Here is a 21,464-nt window from a genome sequence, read left to right on the forward strand (position 1 = left end):
GCTGATCACTCCGGCGTGGGGGCGGCGCTCACGCTCCCGAGCCGGGGAGGGCCGCCTCCGGCGGTGCCGCGGACCAGCAGGCGGACCGTGCCCGAGTTCCACGCGCCCGGCAGCCAGAGCCGTCCCGGGTCGCCGCCGGTGAACTCCGGCCGGGCCGCATCGTCCAGCCAGACGCGGCCCAGCAGCTCGCCCCGGGCGAACGCGCTCACGCGCGCCTGCTGGCCCTCGAACCGCAGGGACAGCCCGCCCTCGGGCACGGACAGGTCGATCCAGGTCTCCTCGCCGGGTGCGAGCCCGAGCGGCAGCTCGATCTCGCGGCCGGGACAGTCGCGTTGGGACAGTGCCAGTAGCGCCTCGTCCGGCTGCGGTTCGACCTGCCAGTGCCGCACCGGCTCCAGGCGGAGCAGCTCCGCGCTGTCCAAGGGCTCGGGCCAGTGGGGCATCGTGATCGTCAGCTCGCGGCCTTCGCCGACGCCCAGGTGCAGCCACGGGTGGTCGGGGCCGACGATCCGGACCGCGTCGCCGACCGATACCTCGCACGGGCCGGTGAGGCCGGTCAGGTGCAGCGCATGGTGGCTGCGGCCGTCTACCGGGAGCGTGCGCCGGTAGGTGACCGGGCTCCCGACGCGGGTGCTCGACCAGCCGCCGAGCGGGCGCACCGGCGCCGGGTCCCCCGCCCACTGCGCGCCGCCGTCCATCGTCCAGAGTGAGCCGATGTCGTGGCGGGCGGTCACCGACCAGACGGCGCCGAGGCCGCGCCGCGAGCCGAGCGCGAGGGCGGGCAGGCGGGCGTCGTCGAAGTTCGAGTGGCCCCACGTCTCGACCGCGGCTTCGAGTCGGCTCGCCTCACCGACCGGCACGGCCAGGGTGGCCCCGAAGCGCGCGGCGGTCGGCAGCGCGCGATCGTCGAGGCTGAGGTCGACGATGTCGGCGGCCTCCTCGATCAGCAGCTCGTCGATCCCGTCGAGCGAGGAGGCGTAGTGGGTGCGGCCGCGGTAGACGCCCACGGCCTCGGAGGCCGGGGGAAGCTCGTGAGGCGCGGTCCGCCCCGAGCGGGTCTCGAGGTCGAGCCGGACCGCGCCGGTGAGGACGGCCGGTTCGCCCGCGACGGGCGCGGTCGGCCGCTCGTGCGGCACGGGCATGTCGTCGGGGTGGCGGACCACGATGTCCCACTGCGCGTCGCCGGAGTCGGCCGTCGATCGCACGGGCGCGCCCGGCGCGGGCTCGCCGAGCTTGAGGACCGCCACCGGTGCGCCGGGGTCGTCGCCGGCGAGCGCGACCGCGCTGGTGGCGCGGGAGGCGAATTCGAGCCCGTCCGGGCCGGCGCCCACGAGGTCGGCCGAGGCCAGCCGCAGCGTCCCCGGCAGGCCGAACCGCTCCAGCGGCAGGTCCCGGACCAGCAGCGGGCAGGAGAACGGCGGCAGCTCGACGACGACTTCGGGCGTGCCGTTCGCGGCGGGGATGGTCGCCTCGCCCGGTTCGGGGCCGAGGTTCGCCGGGCCGGTGACCGTGCCGCCGCCGTCGAGCACCAGTTTCGACGGCGAGGCGCTGGTGGGGGCGGTGACGTGCACTTGGTCGTCGGCGGCCGTGGTCGCGCGGGTGAGGGCCGGGCCGAGGGTGCGGGCGAAGGAGGCCAGGAGGCGGGCCTCGGCCGATTCGGGGCGGGCCTCACCGACCGGGGAGAGGTAGCCGTCGAAGTCGTAGTCGTGGGTCATGAAGCCGCCGGGGTGGCCCCAGTTGCCGACCGACGGCGTGTATCCGAAGTCGAAGCCCGACGCCTGGAGGTAGGGGGCGATCAGGGTCGCGCCGCTGACCAGCAGGCGGCGGAGGGTGGTGTGGCTGCGGTTGGTCTCGGTCACCAGCAGCGGCAGGCCGCCGTCGTCGGCCAGTTCCGCGTACCGGCGGACTTCGGGTTCGATGAACGGGGAGCGGTCGTCGGGGTAGAAGTTGAACGCGGGGGCGACGCCGTCGACGCCGCCGGTCGCCCCGGACCGGTCGCCCTGTCCGGCGCAGGCGAGGAGGGGGACCTCGATGCCGTGTGCGAGGGCCATGTCGCGCAGGGCGGTGAGGTAGGCGCGGCGGTCGGCGGTGTCGAAGAAGTCGAGTTCGTTCTCCAGTTGGACGGCCGCGACGGCGCCGCCGCGGCCCCACTGGCGCGAGGCGAGGATCGGCATGGCCCGGTCGAACCAGGCGCGCACCTGCTCGAGGAAGCGGGGTTCGGCCTGGCGCAGCGCCAGGTCTTCGTCCAGCGGCAGCCAGGCCGGGAGGGCGCCGCCGTCCCATTCGGAGCAGATGTAGGGGCCGGGGCGGGCGATCACCGCCAGGCCGGCCTCGTGGGCGAGGTCGAGGAACGTCCCTACGTCGCGCCGATCTTCGAAATCCCATACGCCCGGTGCCGTCTCGTGGAAGTTCCACGGCAGGTAGACGTCGATCGCCCGGTAGCCGGTGGCGCGGACCGCGGCGAGCCGCGCCTCCCAGACCTCGCGCGGGATCCGGAAGTAGAACAGCGACGCGCACAGCATCGCCTCTTCGCGGCCGTCGAGCACGATTCCGGAGCGACCGAGCTCGGCGGTCGCGGCAGACAGGTCAGTCACTTCAAACCAGCGCTTCCACGTCGGGGGTTCGTTCGCCCGGGCCGTTCACGGCGGGGTGGCCGCCCCGGGCACCGCCGCAACGTGTCGGTCGCTTCCGGCCTCCCTGCGTTCCGGCACCAATAAATATAACCCCTAGATGAATGATTGAAATAACTGATGTGCTCGACCTGCCGCCGCCTCCACGACCGTCGGTTCCGCGGCACGGCCGACCGGCGCCCCTGGGACTGTTGAACGCCCCACGGTCCGCGCAATGCGAGCGCTTCGACGGGTCGACCGCTTCACGACACGGCAAGCTCTGCGGCGGAGCCGCACCCTTTGCAGCCAGTGTGTCCCCTGTCCCGAGGGCGGCGCGCAGCTCGACCATAGGGGACTTTCGGCTGCAAAGGGACGGGCTCCGCCCGTGAGCTTGCCCGGTCCGAGACCCTACGGCGGGTTCTCGATGACCTTCCGGGCCTCGGACTCGATCCAGGCGCACCACTGGTCACCGTTCCACGCGCCGTGCCAGAGCGGACCCGCGCCCGTCGTCTCCGGCAGTCGGCAGACCTCGGACGGCCCGTTGCCGTCATTGCAGTCGACGCGGTACTCCCTGGGCTCGCGCGCGGACCGGCGGACCGAGAAGATCGCCGGGCCGCGCCGGAACTCGCCGACATATCCGTCAGCCATTGCAGACCCGCACCCTTCCGACCGCGGGCCGCTCGCCGTTGTAGAAGGCCATGAACGCGCTGGCCTCCAGCCAATCGCGCCACTCCTCCGAGGCGTACCTCCACTGCGAAGCCCAGGTGGCCTTCAGCTCGCGGGAGATCAGACCGGAGACGACCAGTACCGGGTCGCATCGGCCGTCGTCGGCGTATACCTGGAACGAGTCCGGGGCGTCGACGCTGGAGGCGCGGACGCTGAAGGTCCGCACGCCGTCGGTGAAGCGCCCGCACTCCAAGGCACCGGTGGTCGGTCGGTGTGTCCGGCCGGGATCGGTCATGGTCGGTTCTCCCCCCGAAATGGATTGTTCATTGGTAGGTGAACACAACGTATGACCAGTTCACATGAGGCGGAAACGGAAAGTTTCGCGGACGCGGAACCGGGACTCTGAAACGGTGTCCCGCTGAGGGCCGCCGAAATCGGGACGGTTGAGTGGGACGGCGAAAAGTGGACTACACACCGAACGTGTTCGAATGCGATCATCGAGTGATGGGCACACCATCACTGGCATCGTGGCGCGTCGGCGTGATCCTGCGAGGGCTGCGGGAAGACCGCGGCCTGTCCATCCGCGAAGCAGCAAAGATATTGGGCACCAACAAAACCAGGCTCGAACGGGTCGAGAAGGCAGAGAACCAGAAGGTCGATCCGGGCACTGTCGCCGGCTGGGCGTTCATCTACAGCGCCCCCGAACAGATCATCCACGAACTCGAGACGCTGGCGAGGCAGTCGCGCGAGACCGACGCGAACGGCTGGGAGAACGTCTTCAGTACCACCCCGAAGTGGTTCAACGCCTTCCTGACACTTGAAAAGGAGGCGATGACGATCGACTCCTACGAGGCCGCATACATCCCTGGGCTGCTACAGGTTCAGGCATATATGGAGGCACTCTACGAGGCAGAGCCTTCGCTTACCACCGCTGCATCCGCTGAAGCCACCCGAGTGAAGCTGCTGCGTCAGGACTGGGTCTTCAACCGGCCACCGGGCAAGCTCGCCAAGATGCGCTTCATTCTCGATGAGGCATGCGTGCTGCGCATCAATGGCGCGCCCTACTACGAGGAGCAGATTCGACGACTTCGGGAGGTCGCGGCCCTGGACTCCGTCGAAGTCTCCGTACTCTCAATAGATCGCGGCATCCACCCGGCGATGCCGGGAGCATTCAAGCTCATGTCCTTCGCTGGGCCATACACTCCGGAGCTTCTCTACATTGATTCCGTCTACGGCAGTCGCTACATCGACGAGCGTCACGGTGTCGCACGAGCTCGCGAGGTATTCTCGGACTCGCTGGCCTGTGTTGTGGATGTTGAGGAGTACCTGAGCAGTGTTGAGTAGCGAATGGCAGAAGTCCACCCGAAGCGCTGCGCAGACCGACTGCGTCGAGCTGCGCCATCGCGCCGACGTGGTCCAGGTCCGGGACTCCAAGCTCGGAGAGAGCTCGCCGGTCCTTGACCTCGCCCCGGGCGACTACGCCTTCATGATCGAGGACCTCAAGCACCGCTAGGCTTTCGGCGCCCACCCAGGGCGGTGTGCACCGGACCGCCCGGCGACCGACAGCCGCCGGTGTTCGTGCTCGAGCGGCAGGGCCGAGCGTCGGCCACTATGGCACGACGACCACGCGTCCGAGGGCCGCACCGGATGCCAGGTACTCGATGGCCTCGGCCGCCTGCTCCAGCCGGAAAGTGCGGTCCACGACCGGCGTGAGTCGTCCGTCGGCGAGCAGCTCCTGCAAGCGCGCCATCGACTCCCCGCGGTCCGGCGCGGCAGTCGGCCGGGGGAGGCGGGGGTCGACGAAAGAGCGGGCCATCAACCCGATCATCCGCGGCAGGCTGCCGAGCAGTCGCCGTCCCCGCGCACCGAAGTGGTCGTGCCCGATGAGGACGTATCGGCCACCGGTGGCGATGATCGGCCGATAGGCGGCGTACGGGCGGACGCCGACGACGTCGAACACCAGGTCGTACCGCTCCTCTCTCCGCGTGATGTCTTCTTTGGTGTAGTCCACGACCTGGCTTGCTCCCAGGCTGCGCAGCAGTTCAAGCTTGCGCGGGTGGTCGACGCCGGTTATCTCGGCGCCCGCGGCGCGGGCGAGCTGCACGGCGATCGCTCCTACCCCTCCGGCGGCACCGACCACGAGCACGCGTTTTCCCGGTTCCCAGGTGTCGAGGTCGGGGAGGTTGGAAAGCGTGATGAATCCCGCCGTCGGAACCGTCGCGGCCTGCTCGAAGGTGGCGTCCGAAGGTTTGGCCGCCAGGCCGTCCGTCTTGGCGACGACGTACTCGGCGTACGCGCCGGCGTTGCGCCACTGCATTCCCGCGATCGTTTCGCCGAAGACCTCGTCCCCGGCCGCAAACCGACTCACTCCGGCGCCGACCGCCTCGACCACCCCCGCCATGTCCGTCCCGGGCAGCGCCGGCGTGGGCCGCCTGACTCCGGAGCCAAACACGCGCAACACCCGCGGCAGACCTGTGACGACGTGCCACACGTCCGGGTGCACCGACGCCGCCCGCACCCGGATCAGAACCTCATCCTCGCCCGGCGTGGGCCGATCGACCTCGCGGACGCCCAACACCTCGGCCGGCGGGCCGTAGCCGCGCTGGACGACGGCACGCATTACAGTTCCCGGCTCTGTGATCTCACGCATTCAGCGTACTGCGTCGTCCGAGGTCCAAGGCGGCTGTCCCTTCCGACCAGTGGCACCCCCGCGATGTTCGACGCGGTGGTCGGGCCCTACATCATCAGGAACTTGAAGACACCTTGGCGCCGACCGAGGCCTCAACCGAAAAGGTCGCCCGCAGTCAAGGTACCGACGCGGGGCAGTACCTCGGCGACCGACCGCCAGGCCGCGATCGCGTACTGCAGATCATCGGTATCGTCGACCAGGCTGGCCGCCTTCGCCTCCAGCTTCCGAAACAGGCGCGGCGCGCTCACGTCCATACCCCATTTCGCCTCCCCGGCCAGCACCGGCTGCTTCGAGCGTCCGGCCAGCACGACGGCGTCGATCTCGCCCCGGGCGACTACACCTCAGTGATCAAGAAGCTCAAGCGGCGCTGACCGTCGAAGATCCTGCAATGCACCGGGCACGCAGCCTACGAGGTCCGTAGGGTACGTGCCCGGTGGTTCTCCGAACGCTTACCAGGTGGCGGCGGCCTTGCGGCGCCGCATCAGGACGAACAGGACCGCGCCCGCGGCCAGCACGACTCCAGCAGCCGAGCCGACCAGCGTCAGCGAAGTACCGGTCGAAGGCAGCTTCCCGCCGCCTCCGACTGCGTCTGGCGAGTTCAGTGCGAGCATCGCGGTGTTGTTCTCCAGGTCCGAGTCGATGACGGGGTAGTCATCCTCGGAAAGGTCCCAGTACTCGTCGAACACGCTGAAGTCCCAGAACTCGGGTCCTTCCTGGACGACCACCCGTCCGTCGGTCGCCGGGGCGGCGTCCGTGACGGCCACCGGCAGCTCGATCACGGCCTGCTCGCCGGGATCGATCCGGTAGATGCCCCAGCACTGCGCATCGATCCGGTCGAGCTTGTGGACCTCAGGATCGATTTCGGGTAGCCAATCGGACTTGGACGCGTCGGTGCAGTTGTAGCCGTCGCCCTCGATGTACCCGTACTCATCGGAGCCGGAGAGTTCGGTACCGGTGGGGAGCTGGATCGTGACGTTGAAGCTGCCCTCGCCGCTGCCCGGATGCGGGCGGGCATAAGCGGTCGCCGGTCCCCGGTTCTCGACCGGAATGGCGACGGTGGTGGTGCCTTCGGTTTCGGCCTCGATGCTCTGGTCCTCGACGGCCACATCGTAGGGGTTCACCGGGGAAGTGACGGTCATGCCGCCGGGGTTCTCGATCGATTCACGGTCCGAGGGGACGATCTGCAGCTCCTGATCGGACGAATACAGATCGAGATCATCCATTTCGAGTTCGGCCCACACGTCGATCACTTGGACGTTCACCGAGGAGTGGAACCGCATCGGGCCGGGTGCGTTCTCGTCGAGCGTGTACGACACGGGAGTCTCGTCGGCGATCTCGTAGACCGCACCGGGTTCCGGAGTGAGTTCCGGGATGAAGCACAGCACTGAGCCGTGGTCAGTCTCGCCGCAGTTGCCGTATTCGGCCGAAACCCGCAGGAACGGATCTCCGTCCCAGAGTGTTAGGAAGACACCGGTGTACGCGGAGTCCGAACTGTTGGAGAAGGCGATCCCGGGCTCCACGCTCGCGCCGGGAGCGAGTTCCTCGGGGGATTCCATTTCGACCTCGAACTCGGCGTCGGCTTCAATCACGGGGCCGATCGTCCAGGTCCCGGTGAAGACGCTCGCGTCGTACCCGGTGGGCTGGGCACTGATGGAGTAGTCGAACTCTTCCCAGACCGCCACGGTCGGGGCGACCAGCACGTCGAGGTACACCGAGAAGGTGTCGTTCATACTAGCGTCAGGGAAGTCGCAGGTGACCGTAGAGCCGTCGACAATGCAGCCTTCGGTGTCGGTCTCGAAGGTCAGGCCCTCCCGCTCACCCGAGATGCCGAAAACCACGTGCAGGTTGTCGACCGATCCTCCGGTTCCGTCGTTGTAGGTGGATACGTAGAACGAGGCGGACTGGCGCTCGGTCTCGGGGGAGGTGGGGGGCACCAGGCCTTCGCCTTCGGGAAAGGCCGCGGCGTCCTGGATCCAGTCGGCTTCCTCTGCCTGGGCCGGAGCGGCCGCCAGGCCGACGCCGATGGCGGCGGCAGCGAGAACTGCGGCGGACCGCCGACCTAGGCGCCGGCGGGATTTGCTGGGGGTCATGGATCTCCTGTTTGGTTGTCCACTGTTCTGGTCACCGGAACTGCTCGCTCCGGCACCGGTAACACGACGCCGGAACGGTGTGGGTTGTGGAGTTCGCCCCGAGTTTGGCAAACCGTTGCAGACCTGTGACCTCACGATGGAGTACCGCAGTCCTAAGTGTCGTCTCCCTACGGCTCGGCCGGAGCCCCGAGTGAAGGCGCCCTCGGCCGCGACCATGCTTCTCATCCCGGAACGGGAACCTACATCGAACGTAGGCTACGTGTCATGTAGGTGGTTCTGCCTGCGAGGGGATCGGCGGTTGCGGTGCCGCCGACCGCCTCTTTGGAAGTCGCCTCCTCCTCAGTCGCCGTAGCGGACCTCCAGGTCGCCGACGCCGGTGGTGGCGTTGATGACGTAGTCGGCCTCGGAGGTCGGGTCGGTGGCGATGTCGATGTCCTGCTCGCCGACGCCGGTGTCGAGCCGGACGTCATAGGTGGTGCCGTCGTCGGGGACCAGGATGGTCAGGTCGCCGACGCCCGATTCGACGTCGATGTCGCCGCGCATCTCGTCGAAGGCGAGCACGATGTCGCCCACGCCCGACTCCACCGAGGTGGCGCTCGTGCGGAGCTGCCGCGCGTCGACGTCGCCGACCTCGGTCTCCAGGCTCAGGTCGCCGTCGATGCCGTCGACGTTGATGTCGGCGACGTCGGTCCGCACCGAGGTCTCGGTGCCCGAGGGCACGCCGAGCGTGTAGTCGATCTCGCACTGGTCGCCGAAGAGCTGGAAGGGGAAGTCCTCGCGGCAGTCGGCGCGGGCCTCGAAGACGCCGTCGGCGGTCATCTCCTCCTCGATCCTCGGTTCGGTGCCCTTCCAGGTCAGATCGCTGCGGACCTCGAGTTCCTCACCGTCGCCCGCGGTCAGGTTCACCTCCCCCACCGAGACGTCCAGGTCGACGCCGGCGACCGGCTGCGGGTAGGTCTCGGCGCGGGTGCCGGTCTCGTTCGGGGAGGAGACGGCCCAGATCCACGCGCCTGCGGCGATCAGGGCCATCACCAGCACCGCTGCGGTGAGCGCGCCGCCGAAGATCCACCACGCTCTGCGGCTTGACTTCCCGGGCCTCGCGGTCGGTGACTCGTTCCGGACGGTCGTCATGGGTCAGTCCTTTTCGTTCTCGCGCAGGTACTTCAGAATCGCCAGCACCCTGCGGTTGTGGCTGTCGGTGGGCGGGAGCCCGAGTTTGGTGAAGATGCTGTGGATGTGCTTGCTGACCGCGCCGTCGCTGAGGTACAGGGCCTCGGCGATGCCGGTGTTGGAGCGGCCCTCGGCCATGTGGGACAGGACCTCCCGCTCGCGGGGCGTCAGCCGCTCGAGTTCGCTCCCTTCGCGGCGGACCAGCAACTGGGAGACCACCTCCGGGTCGAGCGCGGTCCCCCCGTCGACCACCCGCCGCACCGAGTCGAGGAACTCGCGCACGTCGGCGACCCGGTCCTTGAGCAGGTATCCGACGCCGTGGGTGTGGCCGGTGAGCAGCTCGACGGCGTAGCGCTCCTCGACGTACTGCGACAGCATCAGCACCGCCAGGTCTGGGTACCGGCGTCGCAGCAGGAGGGCGGCGCGCAGGCCCTCGTCGGTCTGGTCGGGCGGCATCCGCACGTCCACGACCACCAGATCCGGGCGGTCGCGCTCCACCGAGCGCAGCAGCGCCTCGGCGTCGCCGACGGTGTCGACGACCTCGATGCCGCCGAGCTCCAGGAGCCTGGCGAGGCCCTCCCGCAGCAGGACCGAGTCCTCGGCTATGACGACGCGCATGGCAGCTCCACTTCGATGGTCGTGGGTCCCCCGGCGGGGCTGGTGAGTTCGAAGGTGCCGTCGACCGAGCGCACGCGGTCGGCCAGCCCGCGAAGGCCGGTGCCGCCGCCGGGGTCGGCCCCGCCGGCCCCGTCGTCGGTGACGGTCACGTGGAGGGTCTCGCCCCGGAGCGCCACCTCGACGGCGGCGCGCGCCGCACCGGCATGCCTGGCCACATTGGTCAGCGCTTCGGAGACCACGAAGTAGGCCACCGCCTCCACGTCGCCGTCCACTCGCCGATCCATGTCGACCGCGACGCGCACCGGCACCGGGGAGCGGGCCGCGACCGCCGACAGCGCCGCGTCGAGTCCGCGGTCCTCCAGCACCGCCGGGTGCAGTCCGCGCACCAGGTCGCGCAGGTCGGCGAGGGCCTGCTTGGCCTCCTCGTGGGCCTGCTCGAGGGCGCGGGCGCCGGGTTCGGACACGTCCGCGAGGGTCTCCCGGGCGATGCCGAGGTTCATCGCCAGCGCGGTGATGCGCTGCTGGACGCCGTCGTGCAGGTCGCGTTCGATGCGGCGGCGCTCGGCGTCGGCGGCGTCGACCGTGGAGTCGCGGCTGGCGGCCAGGTCGGTGATGCGCAGCTCGAGTTCCTCGCTGCGGGAGATGCCGAGCAGGCGCCGCGCCATCCGGGCGTCCAGGTCGGCGAGCCCGCGGGTGACCCAGGGGGCGGCCAGGACGAGGACGAGGCCGACGCCGCTGAGCAGGAGCGGGTCGACCCCCGGTTCGGGGTCGGCCCAGTAGAGCGGGGCGGGTATCAGCACCGCCCCGAGCACCCAGGCCGCGAGGGCGGCGAACGCGGCGGTGAGGCCGTAGCAGGCCGCGATGAAATGGTAGGCGAGCCGGTACCAGGTCTTGCGGTTGCCGAACAGGTCGATCAGGGTCCGGGGGTTGAGCGTGAAGGTCGCCTCGGAGCGGCCCTGGGGCAGTCGCAGGTAGAGGAAGGCGCCGTGGCGGGAGCGCTGCAGGGCGGTGAGGGCGCCGCTGAAGGCGATGATGACCGCGCAGGCGGCGATCGGGACGATGACGGTGGGCGCGCCGAGGACGGCCACGAGGCCCAGGCACAGCAGCGTGAATCCTCCGGTGAATCCGATGACCGCGCCGGTGACGAGGTGGGCGAGGGCCCGCCAGGTCGCCGCCGAGCCGATCGCCCGGATCAGCACGAGCGGGCCGGGCCGGCGCCGAGCGGCGGTGTCCGTGGTGGTTTCCATGCCTGAACCCTATTTTCGCCGGGCGTGCCGCACATTGACGCTGAGCTCCGAGTTCGGGGTGGAGTTCTCTCTAGTACCGGGGACTACGGTGATTCGCGCCATGATCGACGGCATCTTGTACCCGGGTCCGGGTTTATGGTCGGAGAACGAACCCGGACGCCGACCGCGAAGAGGTGCCCCTGATGGAAACCGGCGAGACCCGACGCCTGCCGCTGGCGGAGTGGCCTCCAGTGGAGGCATGCACCCTGCCCACCGAGGAACGGCCGCTGCGGGCGGCCGAATTCAACGACCTGCTCGGCGAGGCGGCCGACGACGTCGAACGGGTCGACCCCACCCTCCTGCGCATGTCGCTGGAGCCGACCCCGGCGACCGCGGCGCGGATCGCCGAACTGGCCACCCGCGAGACGGACTGCTGCGGGTTCTTCACCTTCGTGCTGACCGCCGCCGACCAGCGGCTGACGCTGGAGGTGACCGTACCGCCGGAGCAGGCCGCGGTGCTGGACGGCCTGGAGGCCCTCACGGCGGCGGCCCGATGAGCGCGGGCCAGCGGCCCGGCGAGGTCGCGTCCGAGGCCGGAGTCGGGCGCGAGACCCTCCGCTACTACGAGCGGCGCGGCCTGCTCGGCGACCCGCCCCGCACCCTCGGCGGCCACCGCGTCTACCCGCCCGGGACAGTCGGCCGCGTGCGGATGATCAAGGCGGGCCAGAAGCTGGGGTTCACCCTCGACGAGATCGCCGCCCTGCTCGACCAGCGGACGCACCGCCGCGGCCGCGACGGCGGCCTGCGCGAGGGGGCCCGCGCCAAGCTCGAACAGGTGGAGCGGCGCATCGCCGACCTCGAGTCGGTCGCCGAGCTGCTGCGGGCGGCGCTGTCGGCCGGCTGCGACGACCTGGAGACCTGCGCGTCCTCGCCCGGGTGCCCGCTGCCGGTCGGCGCCCCCGAAGCCCCCGAACCGTTGACGGTGACGCGGCTGTGAGGCGTGGTCAGAGCCCGGTCAAGCGGTCGACGGCCGCCTGGAGGACACCCTGCTGCTTGCAGAAGGCGAAGCGCACCTGCGTCCGGCCCGCTTCCGGGGTGTCGTAGAAGACGGCGTTGGGCACCGCGACCACCCCGCGCCGCTCGGGCAGGGCGCGGCAGAAGGCGAACCCGTCGGTCTCGCCCAGGGGCGCGACGTCGGTGGTGATGAAGTAGGTGCCCTGGGGCCGGTAGACCTCGAAACCGGCGTCGACGAGCCCGTCGGCCAGCAGGTCCCGCTTGGCGCGCAGGTCCTCGCGGAAGTCGGCGAAGTAGGCGTCGGGCAGGCGCAGGGCCTCGGCGATGGCGTACTGGAGCGGGCCGCCGCTGACGTAGGTCATGAACTGCTTGGCCGTGCGCACGGACGCGACCAGGTCGGCCGAGGCGGTGATCCAGCCGATCTTCCAGCCGGTCAGCGAGAACGTCTTGCCGGACGAGGAGATCGAGACCGTCCGCTCCCGCATCCCCGGCAGCGAGCCCAGGGGAATGTGCTCGCCGTCGAACACCAGGTGCTCGTAGACCTCGTCGGTGACCACCAGCAGGTCGCGCTCCACCGCGAGCTCGGCGATGGCGGCGGCCTCCCGGCGGGTGAGGACCATCCCGGTCGGGTTGTGCGGTGAGTTCAGCAGCAGCAGGCGGGTGCGCGGGGTGACCGCGTCGCGGAGGGCGTCGATATCCGGACGGAAGTCGGGAGCGCGCAGCGTCAGCGGCACCCGAGTGGCACCGGCCATGGCGATGCAGGCGGCGTAGGAGTCGTAGAACGGCTCGAAGGCGACCACCTCGTCGCCCGGTTCGAGGAGGGCGAGCATGGACGCGGCGACCGCCTCGGTCGCGCCCGCGGTGACCAGCACCTCGCGATCGGGGTCGAAGGCCAGGCCGTAGAAGCGCCGTTGGTGGTCGGCGATGGCCTGCCGCAGCTCCGGCACGCCCGGGCCCGGCGGGTACTGGTTGCCGCGGCCGTCCCGGATCGCGCGCGCGGCGGCCTCGCCGATCTCGGCCGGGCCGTCGGTGTCGGGGAAACCCTGCCCGAGATTGATGGCGCCGGTGCGCCCCGCCAGGGCCGACATCTCGGCGAAGATCGTGGTGCCGAAGCCCTCGAGCCTGCGGTTCAGCAGCGGCCGGTCCGCCATGTGTTCACCCGTGCTTCCTACGTCGAGTCCGCCTCGCAGCGATCATATGCGGTCGGCGTCCGCCGCCGACCTCGCCGGACCGGAGTTTCGCCTCGCACCGAGAGGGAACGCCCCCACCGGTGCGGTGAACCGACCGAACAGCATTGCCGACCGCGGTGGAGGGATCGATGTCCGACTTCTTTGGCCGGGGCGGGTTCGAGTACAGCCCACTCGACGAGTTCCTCGCACGGTTCTTCGGCCCGCAGGGCCAGCAGCGCCGCGTGCGGCGGGTCGACATCACCGGGATGATGAGCGACCAGGCCCGCGAGCTGCTCGGCGGCGCCATCCGGCAGACCATGGAATGGGGCGGCACCGACCTCGACGCCGAGCACCTGCTGTGGGCGGCCACCCAGGTCGAACCGACCCGCCAGTTGCTCTCCCGCGCGGGAGCGGACCCGGACGAACTGGCCGAACAGATCGACCAACTGATGTCCCGGGAGACTCCCCGGGAAGAGCCGCCCGCGCTGACCCCGGCCGCCAAGCGCGCGCTCCTGGACGCCCACCAGGTCTCCCGCGCGCTCGGGTCGACCTACATCGGCCCCGAGCACGTGCTGCTGGCGCTGGCGGCCAACCCCGAATCGGGGGCGGGCCGGATACTCGGCGCCCACCACATCTCCCCCGAATCCCTCCAGTCGGCCGCCTCCGGCCGGGCGCAGCCGGCCGAGCAGCCGCAAGCCAGCAACACCCCCACGCTCGACCAGTACGGCCGGGACCTCACCGCGATGGCCCGCACCGGCCGGATCGACCCGGTCATCGGCCGCGAGGACGAGATCGAGCAGACCCTCGAGGTGCTGTCCAGGCGCACCAAGAACAACCCGGTGCTCATCGGCGAGGCCGGTGTGGGCAAGACCGCGATCGTCGAGGGCATCGCGCAGCGCATCGTCGACGGCGACGTGCCCGACACCCTCCACGGCCGGCGCGTGGTGCAGCTCGACCTCACCGGACTGGTCGCCGGCACCCGCTACCGGGGCGACTTCGAGGAGCGGATCCAGAAGCTCCTGGAGGAGATCCAGGAGCACGGCGACGAACTCATCGTGTTCATCGACGAGCTGCACAACGTCGTCACCGCCGGAGCCTCGGAGGGCGCGGCCGGGGCCGGCAACATGCTCAAGCCCGCGCTGTCCCGCGGCGAACTGCACGCCATCGGGGCCACCACGCTCGAGGAGTACCGCAAGAACATCGAGAAGGACCCGGCACTGGAGCGGCGGTTCCAGCCGATCCTGGCCCCCGAACCCAGCGTCGAGGACACGATCGCGATCCTGCGCGGACTGCGCGACCGCTACGAAGCCCACCACCAGGTGCGCTTCACCGACGAAGCGATCGTCACCGCCGCCGAACTGGCCGACCGCTACATCACCGACCGCTTCCTCCCCGACAAGGCCATCGACCTGATCGACCAGGCCGGCGCCCGCGTCCGGCTGCGCGGCCGCAGGCCCGACGGCGAACGCCGCGACCTCGAGCAGCGGCTGGAGCAGATGGCCCGCGACAAGGACCAGGCCGTCGCCGACGAGCACTACGAACGGGCCTCCTCGCTGCGCGACGAGATCGCCTCGCTGCGCCGCCGGATCGACGAGCTCAGCGGCGAGGCCCGGCGCAACGGCTTCTCCGTGGTGTCCGAGAACGACATCGCCGAGGTGGTCTCCCGCGCGACCGGCATCCCCGCCAGCCAGCTCACCGAGGAGGAGAAGGACCGGCTGCTGCGCCTGGAGGAGCACCTGCACCGGCGCATCGTCGGGCAGGACGAGGCGGTGCAGTCGGTGGCCGAGGCCGTGCGCCGGTCCCGCGCGGGTCTGGGCGACCCGGACCGCCCGGTCGGCAGCTTCCTGTTCCTCGGACCCACCGGGGTGGGGAAGACGGAGCTGGCCAAGGCGCTGGCGGAGGCGCTGTTCGGCGACGCCCACCGGATGATCCGGGTGGACATGAGCGAATACCAGGAGCGTCACGCCGTCAGCCGGCTCATCGGCGGCCCTCCCGGTTACGTCGGCTACGAGGAGGCCGGGCAGTTGACCGAGAAGGTCCGCCGCCGGCCGTACTCGGTGGTGCTGCTCGACGAGGTCGAGAAGGCGCACCAGGACGTGTTCAACGCCCTGCTGCAGGTCCTCGACGACGGGCGCCTCACCGACGCCCAGGGCCGCACGGTCGATTTCAGGAACACCGTCCTGATCATGACCAGCAACCTGGGTTCGGACCTGCTCCGCACCAAGCCGGTCGGTTTCACCTCGCCCCAGACCGAGCAGGACGACGCCCTGCGGGACCGGATGATGCAGCGGCTGCGGGAGCACTTCCGCCCGGAGTTCCTCAACCGGATCGATGACATCATCATCTTCAAGCAACTGGAGTCCGAGCAGCTCCGCCAGGTCACCTCCATGCTGCTGGAGGAGACCCGCCACCGGCTGCGCGCCAAGGACATCGACGTAGAATTCACTCCAGCGGCCGTGGACTGGATCGCCGAGCACGGCTTCGAACCGGAGTTCGGGGCCCGGCCGATGCGCCGCACCATCCAGCGCGAGGTCGAGAACGAACTGTCCCTGATGCTGCTGCACGACCGGATCCAGTCCGGCCGACGGATCACCGTCGACCGCCGGGGCGAGGAGCTGGACTTCCGCGTCGCCGACACCGAGGCGTCCACCGCCGGTTCCTCGTGACCGGCGGCTTCGCGCCGACGAAGTCCCAACAGTGACGCTCGCGAGGCCCGCTGCAAACGCGTACCTTGAGAGGGAGGAAAATCGCCAACGGATGCACCCGGGCGGGAAACGCCCCCCGGTTCCGCCTCACCGGCCGCACCAACCTCGGCAACATCAGGATCCGCTACGAACGCCGGTTCCTCTGGTGCCGCTGGTGAGGCCGAAGCGCTCTTCCATGTGATGGCGAGGGCGTCGGCGCCCCCACGCCGCTCGCAGGCGGCCTGGAGCACCACCCAGTGCTGGCTGAGTTCGTTGCAAACTGCGTAATGTGGGTGTCGGCATCCGCGTAATCCGTCCTTCGATCAATGCGGAATACGGGTACCATAGTTGCATGCAGCTCGATTATCAGCCGAGGCTCATCGATGACCTGCTCAACCGCAGACTGCGGCATCACGGTGGCATCCTGCTCATCGGCCCGCGTGCCACCGGTAAGACCACCACCGCAGCCAGGTTCTCCAAGACGGTCGTCCGCCTCGACGAACCACGGCAGGCCGCCGTGGCCGAAGCGGATCCCGACGCACTGTTGCGCGGTGCAGCCGAACCGGTCCTGATCGACGAATGGCAGCTCGCACCTCAGGTCCTCGGAGCAGTCAAACGCGCATTGGACACCGATCCGCGCCCCGGCCGGTTTATCGTGACCGGCTCGGTCCGGGGCGATCTCGACGCGGAAACCTGGCCCGGAACCGGCCGCCTACTGCGGATTCCGGTGTACGGGATGACAGTCGCCGAAATCCGGGGCAAGCTGCCCGCCGTGCCCCTGCTCGACCGACTCGCAACCCGGGGCGTCGAGGGATTCGGGAGTCCGGGCCACGGTGGGGCGCTGGATCTGCGCGACTACGCGGAACTCGCCGTGACCGGCGGCTTCCCGCTGCCAGTGCTCCGTCTGCCTGCCACCGAACACCGCCCTTGGATTCAGAGCTATATCGACCAGCTCCTCACTCGCGACGCCGCCGACATTGGAGAACAGCGCGATCCGCACCTGCTTCGCCGCTATCTCGAGGCGTACTGCCTCAACACCGCCGGAGTCACCGACCAGACCGCGATCGCCGAGGCCGCAGGAGTCAATCGCAAGGCCGGAGGCGCCTACGAAGCTCTCCTGCGCAATCTCCTGGTAGCCGATACCGTGCCGGCATGGTGGAACAACCGGCTCAAACGCCTGGCACGGGCGCCGAAGCGCTACATCGTCGATCCTTCCCTCGCGCTGGCCGCCCTCCGTGTCGATGCCGACGGCCTGCTCACCGACGCCGATCTCCTGGGCAGAATCATCGACACCTTCGCCATGTCGCATCTGCGCTCCCAGCTCCCCTCATGCGAAAGCGCCCCGCGTCTGTTCCATCTGCGCCATGACGCCGGCCGACACGAGGTCGACCTCATCGCCGAGTACGGCGGCGGCCGGATCTTCGCCTTCGAGATCAAGGCCAACAGTGCCCCGACTCGCCGAGACGCCAAGCACCTCATCTGGCTTCGCGAAGAATATGGTGAGCGCTTTATCGGTGGTGCGGTGCTGCACACCGGACCGCGGGTCTTCTCCCTGGACGAGAGGATCGCTGCTGCTCCGATCACTACACTCTGGTCCTGAGCCTGCCATACCATCGGCTTTGCCGGGGCCGCCGGATGCCGCCGGTGAGGGCTCGACATTGCCTCAGCGGTCGAGTTGGAGCCGGTTCCAGGCCCGGGCGGTGAGCGCCGCGAACCCGGCGGCGAACACCGGGATCAGGGCGAGCTGGGCGACGGTGACCTCGTCGGGCCGCAACGCCCACAGTGCGGGTGCGGCGATCGGGAACCAGGCGCTCCCCGAGGGGAAGGCCAGGACCGCGACCTGGGCGAGCACGATCAGTCCGATGGTGGTGGCGATGCCGGCCATCGGCCCTCGACCGAGCGTGGCGGCCCAGGCGGCCGGGGCCGCGACCAGGCCGCTCACGGCGCACAGCACGAAGAGGCGGCCGAGTCCGGTCGCGGCCGAGTCGTCGAGGCCGCCGAGTCCGATCGCGAGGCCGGCCACAGCCACCAGGCCGGTCAGGGCCGCGGCCGCCACCACCGACCACCCGAAGTGAACGGTGAACTTCGCGACCGTCTGCGCGGTTCGCGATACCGGCAGTGCGAACAGCCCGTAGACGGTGCCGTCGGTGAACTCGCGGCCGAAGACCCAGCTCAGGGTGATGCCGAAGGTCAGGAGCGCGCCGGCGGCCACGATCTGCGAGACCGTGCCGACCATGAGCGGCCATCCGTCGGTCGCGGCGACCTGGCCGAGTTTGGCGGCGACCTGATCGTTACCGGCCTCGACGGCGGCGGTCAGGGAGGCCCCGAGCACGCCGGCGCCGCCGACGAGCAACACGGCTCCGGCTTGGAGCACCCGGGCGGTCGCGGCCTTCCGCGCCTCGACCCGCAGTGCGGCGCGCAGTCCGTTCACGACTCTCCTCCTACGTCCTCGGCGCGGCGCTCGTCGTCGCGGAGCACCAGCTCGAAGAAGGACCGCTCCAGTTCGGCCCCGGTCCGGTCGAGCGTGCCGACGATCCGGCCGCGGTTCATCACCGAGATCCGGTCGGCGATGCGGGCGACCTCGTCGAGGTGGTGGCTGGAGACCAGCACTCCCGCGCCCCGGTCGGCGCGTTCGCGCAGCGTCTCGCGCAGCGCGATCACTCCGGCGGGGTCGAGGGCGTCGGTGGGTTCGTCCAGGATCATCAGGTCCGGGTCGGCGACGAGCGCGGCCGCCAGGCCAAGCCGCTGGCGGTTGCCCTTGGACAGTCGCGAGGCCCGCGTCCGCTCGTACCGGGCGATGCCCATGCCGTCGACGGCGGCGTCCACCGCCTCGGGCGCCGCGCGGGCGCTCAGGCCCCGCAGCCGAGCGGCCACTTCGAGGTTCGCGCGGACACTCAGTTCGGGGTAGGCGAACGGGCTGTCGATCAGGTGCCCGACGCCGGCCCACGCGGAGGCGGGCATCCGGCCGACCGGGACGCCGCCGATGCGGACCGACCCCGAGTCGAGCCGGATCATGCCGAGGGTGGCGCGCATCAGCGTCGTCTTGCCCGCGCCGTTGAGGCCGACCAGGGCGTGCACGAGTCCGGGTTCGACCCGCAGGGAGACGCCGAGCACACCGGTCGCGGGCCCGTAGGCGCGGACGGCGTCGTCGATGCGGAGGCGGTCAGACATGGCCGGGGTCCAGAACGTCGAGCGCGGCCCCGATGCTCTCGGTGAGGGTCCGCCGCGGATCCTCGGCCCACGCATACAGCGCCGCGGTGACCGCGGCCAGCACGGACTGGGCCGCGACTCCGGCGGAGAAGGCGTCGGCGCCGCCCGCGGCGAGGCGATCGGCGATGGCCGCCGACGTCGCTTCGTTCTGGGTGACGGCCGCGGCGCGGAGCACCGGCGTGCGGGCAACGAGCCGGACGCGCCGCCGGGCCGTCTCCAGATCCTCATCGGATAGTTCTGCCAGCGCCGCCCGCAGGCCGCGCACCGCTCGCGCCAGCGGCGCCTCGTCGGACGGCCGGGCGCCGACCGCCTCGGCGATGACCGGATCGAACGGGTCGGTCAGGACCGCCTGCTCCTTGCTGCCGAAGTGGCGGAAGAAGGTCATCTCGGTGACGCCCGCTTCGCGGGCGATCATGCCGACGCTCGTGGCCTCGAACCCGTGCGCTTCGAACAGGGTCAGCGCGCAGTCGCTCAGCCGTGACCGCGTCCGTTCGCGCTTCGAGGGAGGTGCCATGTCAGAAATGTTAGCTCATAACATTTCGGGGGTCAACGCTCCGCCTGTCGGACGCCGGAGCCATGATCGAGCCGGGCACCGGAGCAGTGCCCTGGAGCAGAGGAGTCCGCGAATGACGAAGTACCTGATCTCGTTCCCCAGTGAGGCCATGGTGATCCCCGACGAGGATTTCGAGGCGGTGGCCGAAGCCGCGCACGCCGTCATCGAGGAGGCCAAGGCGGCGGGCGTGTACGTGTTCAGCGGCGGGATCGACGAGGACGTGGCCCCGGTGCTCGTGTCCGGCGACGGCACCGTCACCGAAGGCACGCACCCGGGTCACCGGGTACCCAACGGCGGGTACGCCGTACTCGAGCTGCCCTCGCGGGAGGCGGCGTTCGATTGGGCGGCGAAGATCGCCGTCGCCTGCCGCTGCTCGCAAGAGGTCCGGCAGTTCGGATACGACCCGGCAAGCTGACCCGGGCGTGGAGAAGGCGGTCTCGGCCGCCGGAGCCGAGACCGCCCGATATCCGCTCGCCCGTCAGCCGATGGCGCAGGTCAGATCCGGAGCGGTGTTCGAGCCGCCGTAAGTGGCGTTCAACCCGAACGAGGTGGACTGTCCGGAAGCAAGCGTGTCGTTGTAGGACGCTCCGGTCGCGGTGACCGATGAGCCGGACTGGTCCAGTGTGGCCGACCAGCTGTTGGTGATCTCCTGGTCGCCCGGCCAGGTCCAGCTCACCTCCCAGGCGCCGGACCCGCCGGTGCTGGCGACCTCGACGTTGGCGGTGAAGCCCGAACCCCACTCGTTGGCGACGGTGTAGGTGGCGGTGCACTCGCCGCCGGCCGGCGGGTCGCTCGGCTCGGGGTCGGTGGTGGGCTCGGGGTCCGGCTCGGTCGGCTCCGGGTCGGGGTCGGTCGGCTCGGGATCGGGCTGGGAGCCGCCGCCGAACCACACGTCCGAGCAGGAGTAGAAGGTCTGGTCGAAGTGGCTGGCCTGCCAGATCACGTAGACCACGTGGTGCCCGCTGCGTCCGGGCGCGCTCACCGGGATGTCGACCGCCTCGCCCGGCTCGTAGACGCCGGTCTCCACGACGCGCTCGAGGTCGCCCCAGCCGAGTCTCTGGGTGGTGGGGTCGTATCCCTGCCGGGTGACGTACACCCAGTAGTAGTCCGCCCCGTGCGTCGCCTGGTCCTCGTAGTGGAGGGTGAAGTCGTTGCCGAGCGAGGTGGTGTGCCAGTCCCCGGGCTCGTCGAGCGAGGCGTAGTCGGAGTTGCCGCCGGAGCAGAGCTGACCGTCGGGGATGCGCTGCTCGTGCTGACCGGCCATGCCCTCGCGGAGCAGGCTCATCCAGCTCCACATGGTGTTGGGGTTGGCCTGGAAGGCCTGGTAGCACATGGGGTCCTCTTGCTCCATGGCCGGATTCTGGTGGTCGTCGCCCCACCGGTCCCAGCAGCTGTACTGCCGCGCGGGCGGCGAAGTCGCCGTGCCGTGCGCGGAGGCCGTCTGGGTGGTGAAGAACAGCGCCGAAGCGCCGGCCATGACCACCGCCGCGAACGCGAGGATGAGGCTTCTGACGCGGGTCTTTCTCGATCTGAGCATGGTAGCGCTCCCAGTCGATGGAAACATTGACAAATATAAATCTAACTCACACCCGCTCGAAATGTAAATGCCGGCAGCGGCCCCGACGGACTCTCCTCGGCACCCCGGACTCTCACTGGACGACTGGAGTCCTAAGTGCTGGGCCAGGCCCCCGACACTCCAGAGGGAAGCGCCGATCAAGACGGGAGCATTGCTCGTCTTCTTGCCGCCGCCTGTCGGTTTCCCGACA

21 protein-coding genes are annotated in these 21,464 nt (G+C 70.1%); 7 read left to right on the plus strand and 14 right to left on the minus strand.

Going from position 1 to position 21,464, the window contains the following annotated elements:
- Nucleotides 1-5: 5 nt before the first annotated feature.
- The 3 genes from CUT39_RS17805 to CUT39_RS17815 form a co-directional block, all read right to left on the minus strand.
- Nucleotides 6-2,594: a beta-galactosidase gene (locus CUT39_RS17805; protein WP_198587252.1), complete on the minus strand. Its 2,589-nt coding sequence runs from the start codon at nt 2,592-2,594 to the stop codon at nt 6-8.
- A gap of 423 nt (nt 2,595-3,017) precedes the next feature.
- Nucleotides 3,018-3,257: a hypothetical protein gene (locus CUT39_RS17810; protein WP_100448792.1), complete on the minus strand. Its 240-nt coding sequence runs from the start codon at nt 3,255-3,257 to the stop codon at nt 3,018-3,020.
- Entirely contained in the window at nt 3,250-3,570 is a 321-nt protein-coding gene (locus CUT39_RS17815; protein ID WP_100448793.1) for a hypothetical protein, read from the minus strand. Before CUT39_RS17815 ends, CUT39_RS17810 begins: the two co-directional genes overlap by 8 nt.
- A 167-nt stretch (nt 3,571-3,737) precedes the next feature.
- Here CUT39_RS17815 and CUT39_RS17820 point away from each other — a divergent pair, with 167 nt between their 5' ends.
- Complete coding sequence (locus tag CUT39_RS17820) at nt 3,738-4,619, plus strand: helix-turn-helix domain-containing protein (protein ID WP_157930795.1); 882 nt, start codon at nt 3,738-3,740, stop codon at nt 4,617-4,619.
- Entirely contained in the window at nt 4,609-4,788 is a 180-nt protein-coding gene (locus CUT39_RS17825; protein ID WP_100448795.1) for a DUF397 domain-containing protein, read from the plus strand. Before CUT39_RS17820 ends, CUT39_RS17825 begins: the two co-directional genes overlap by 11 nt.
- A gap of 96 nt (nt 4,789-4,884) precedes the next feature.
- Here CUT39_RS17825 and CUT39_RS17830 read toward each other — a convergent pair whose 3' ends face one another.
- The 6 genes from CUT39_RS17830 to CUT39_RS17855 form a co-directional block, all read right to left on the minus strand.
- Nucleotides 4,885-5,895 carry an NAD(P)-dependent alcohol dehydrogenase gene (locus CUT39_RS17830; RefSeq protein WP_198587253.1) on the minus strand — a complete coding sequence of 337 codons (1,011 nt, stop codon included), beginning with the start codon at nt 5,893-5,895 and terminating at the stop codon, nt 4,885-4,887.
- A 161-nt stretch (nt 5,896-6,056) separates the two neighbouring features.
- Nucleotides 6,057-6,272, minus strand: coding sequence for a hypothetical protein (locus CUT39_RS17835; protein WP_157930796.1), 216 nt, complete (start codon nt 6,270-6,272; stop codon nt 6,057-6,059).
- 141 nt (nt 6,273-6,413) lie between these two features.
- The gene (locus tag CUT39_RS17840) at nt 6,414-8,054 is read right to left on the minus strand and encodes an LPXTG cell wall anchor domain-containing protein (RefSeq protein ID WP_198587254.1); all 1,641 of its coding nucleotides are present in this window, start codon (nt 8,052-8,054) and stop codon (nt 6,414-6,416) included.
- Nucleotides 8,055-8,393: 339 nt separating this feature from the next.
- Nucleotides 8,394-9,185 carry a DUF4097 family beta strand repeat-containing protein gene (locus tag CUT39_RS17845; RefSeq protein WP_100448798.1) on the minus strand — a complete coding sequence of 264 codons (792 nt, stop codon included), beginning with the start codon at nt 9,183-9,185 and terminating at the stop codon, nt 8,394-8,396.
- Nucleotides 9,186-9,188: 3 nt separating this feature from the next.
- Nucleotides 9,189-9,842 carry a response regulator transcription factor gene (locus CUT39_RS17850; RefSeq protein WP_100448799.1) on the minus strand — a complete coding sequence of 218 codons (654 nt, stop codon included), beginning with the start codon at nt 9,840-9,842 and terminating at the stop codon, nt 9,189-9,191.
- Nucleotides 9,827-11,089, minus strand: coding sequence for a sensor histidine kinase (locus CUT39_RS17855; protein WP_100448800.1), 1,263 nt, complete (start codon nt 11,087-11,089; stop codon nt 9,827-9,829). Before CUT39_RS17855 ends, CUT39_RS17850 begins: the two co-directional genes overlap by 16 nt.
- 182 nt (nt 11,090-11,271) lie before the next feature.
- Here CUT39_RS17855 and CUT39_RS17860 point away from each other — a divergent pair, with 182 nt between their 5' ends.
- Complete coding sequence (locus CUT39_RS17860; RefSeq protein ID WP_100448801.1) at nt 11,272-11,625, plus strand: hypothetical protein; 354 nt, start codon at nt 11,272-11,274, stop codon at nt 11,623-11,625.
- A complete protein-coding gene (locus tag CUT39_RS17865) occupies nt 11,622-12,065 on the plus strand; it encodes a MerR family transcriptional regulator (protein WP_100448802.1) in 444 nt (147 codons plus the stop codon). The genes CUT39_RS17860 and CUT39_RS17865 overlap by 4 nt, the downstream gene beginning before the upstream one ends.
- A 7-nt stretch (nt 12,066-12,072) precedes the next feature.
- Here the strand turns inward: CUT39_RS17865 and CUT39_RS17870 are convergent, their stop codons facing one another.
- Nucleotides 12,073-13,233 (minus strand): pyridoxal phosphate-dependent aminotransferase, encoded by a 1,161-nt coding sequence (locus CUT39_RS17870; RefSeq protein WP_100448803.1) that lies wholly within the window; start codon nt 13,231-13,233, stop codon nt 12,073-12,075.
- 167 nt (nt 13,234-13,400) lie between these two features.
- Between CUT39_RS17870 and CUT39_RS17875 the strand changes: the two genes are divergently transcribed.
- Nucleotides 13,401-15,917 carry an ATP-dependent Clp protease ATP-binding subunit gene (locus CUT39_RS17875; RefSeq protein WP_100448959.1) on the plus strand — a complete coding sequence of 839 codons (2,517 nt, stop codon included), beginning with the start codon at nt 13,401-13,403 and terminating at the stop codon, nt 15,915-15,917.
- 370 nt (nt 15,918-16,287) lie between these two features.
- The gene (locus tag CUT39_RS17880) at nt 16,288-17,535 is read left to right on the plus strand and encodes an ATP-binding protein (RefSeq protein WP_100448804.1); all 1,248 of its coding nucleotides are present in this window, start codon (nt 16,288-16,290) and stop codon (nt 17,533-17,535) included.
- Nucleotides 17,536-17,598: 63 nt separating this feature from the next.
- On the opposite strand, the gene CUT39_RS17885 is transcribed toward CUT39_RS17880, so the two are convergent.
- The 3 genes from CUT39_RS17885 to CUT39_RS17895 are packed head-to-tail and all read right to left on the minus strand — an operon-like array spanning nt 17,599 to nt 19,659.
- On the minus strand, nt 17,599-18,366 hold the full coding sequence (locus CUT39_RS17885; RefSeq protein WP_100448805.1) for an ABC transporter permease: 768 nt from the start codon (nt 18,364-18,366) through the stop codon (nt 17,599-17,601).
- The gene (locus CUT39_RS17890; protein WP_100448806.1) at nt 18,363-19,106 is read right to left on the minus strand and encodes an ABC transporter ATP-binding protein; all 744 of its coding nucleotides are present in this window, start codon (nt 19,104-19,106) and stop codon (nt 18,363-18,365) included. Before CUT39_RS17890 ends, CUT39_RS17885 begins: the two co-directional genes overlap by 4 nt.
- Nucleotides 19,099-19,659, minus strand: coding sequence for a TetR/AcrR family transcriptional regulator (locus CUT39_RS17895; protein ID WP_100448807.1), 561 nt, complete (start codon nt 19,657-19,659; stop codon nt 19,099-19,101). The genes CUT39_RS17890 and CUT39_RS17895 overlap by 8 nt, the downstream gene beginning before the upstream one ends.
- A gap of 112 nt (nt 19,660-19,771) precedes the next feature.
- Between CUT39_RS17895 and CUT39_RS17900 the strand changes: the two genes are divergently transcribed.
- Entirely contained in the window at nt 19,772-20,113 is a 342-nt protein-coding gene (locus CUT39_RS17900) for a YciI family protein (RefSeq protein WP_100448808.1), read from the plus strand.
- A 63-nt stretch (nt 20,114-20,176) separates the two neighbouring features.
- Here CUT39_RS17900 and CUT39_RS17905 read toward each other — a convergent pair whose 3' ends face one another.
- Nucleotides 20,177-21,235, minus strand: a complete 1,059-nt coding sequence (locus CUT39_RS17905; protein ID WP_198587255.1) for a lytic polysaccharide monooxygenase auxiliary activity family 9 protein — start codon at nt 21,233-21,235, stop codon at nt 20,177-20,179.
- Between the last annotated feature and the right edge of the window lie 229 nt (nt 21,236-21,464).

Origin of the sequence: Glycomyces xiaoerkulensis (genome assembly GCF_002798405.1) — a bacterium.
GTDB lineage: Bacteria > Actinomycetota > Actinomycetes > Mycobacteriales > Micromonosporaceae > Glycomyces > Glycomyces xiaoerkulensis.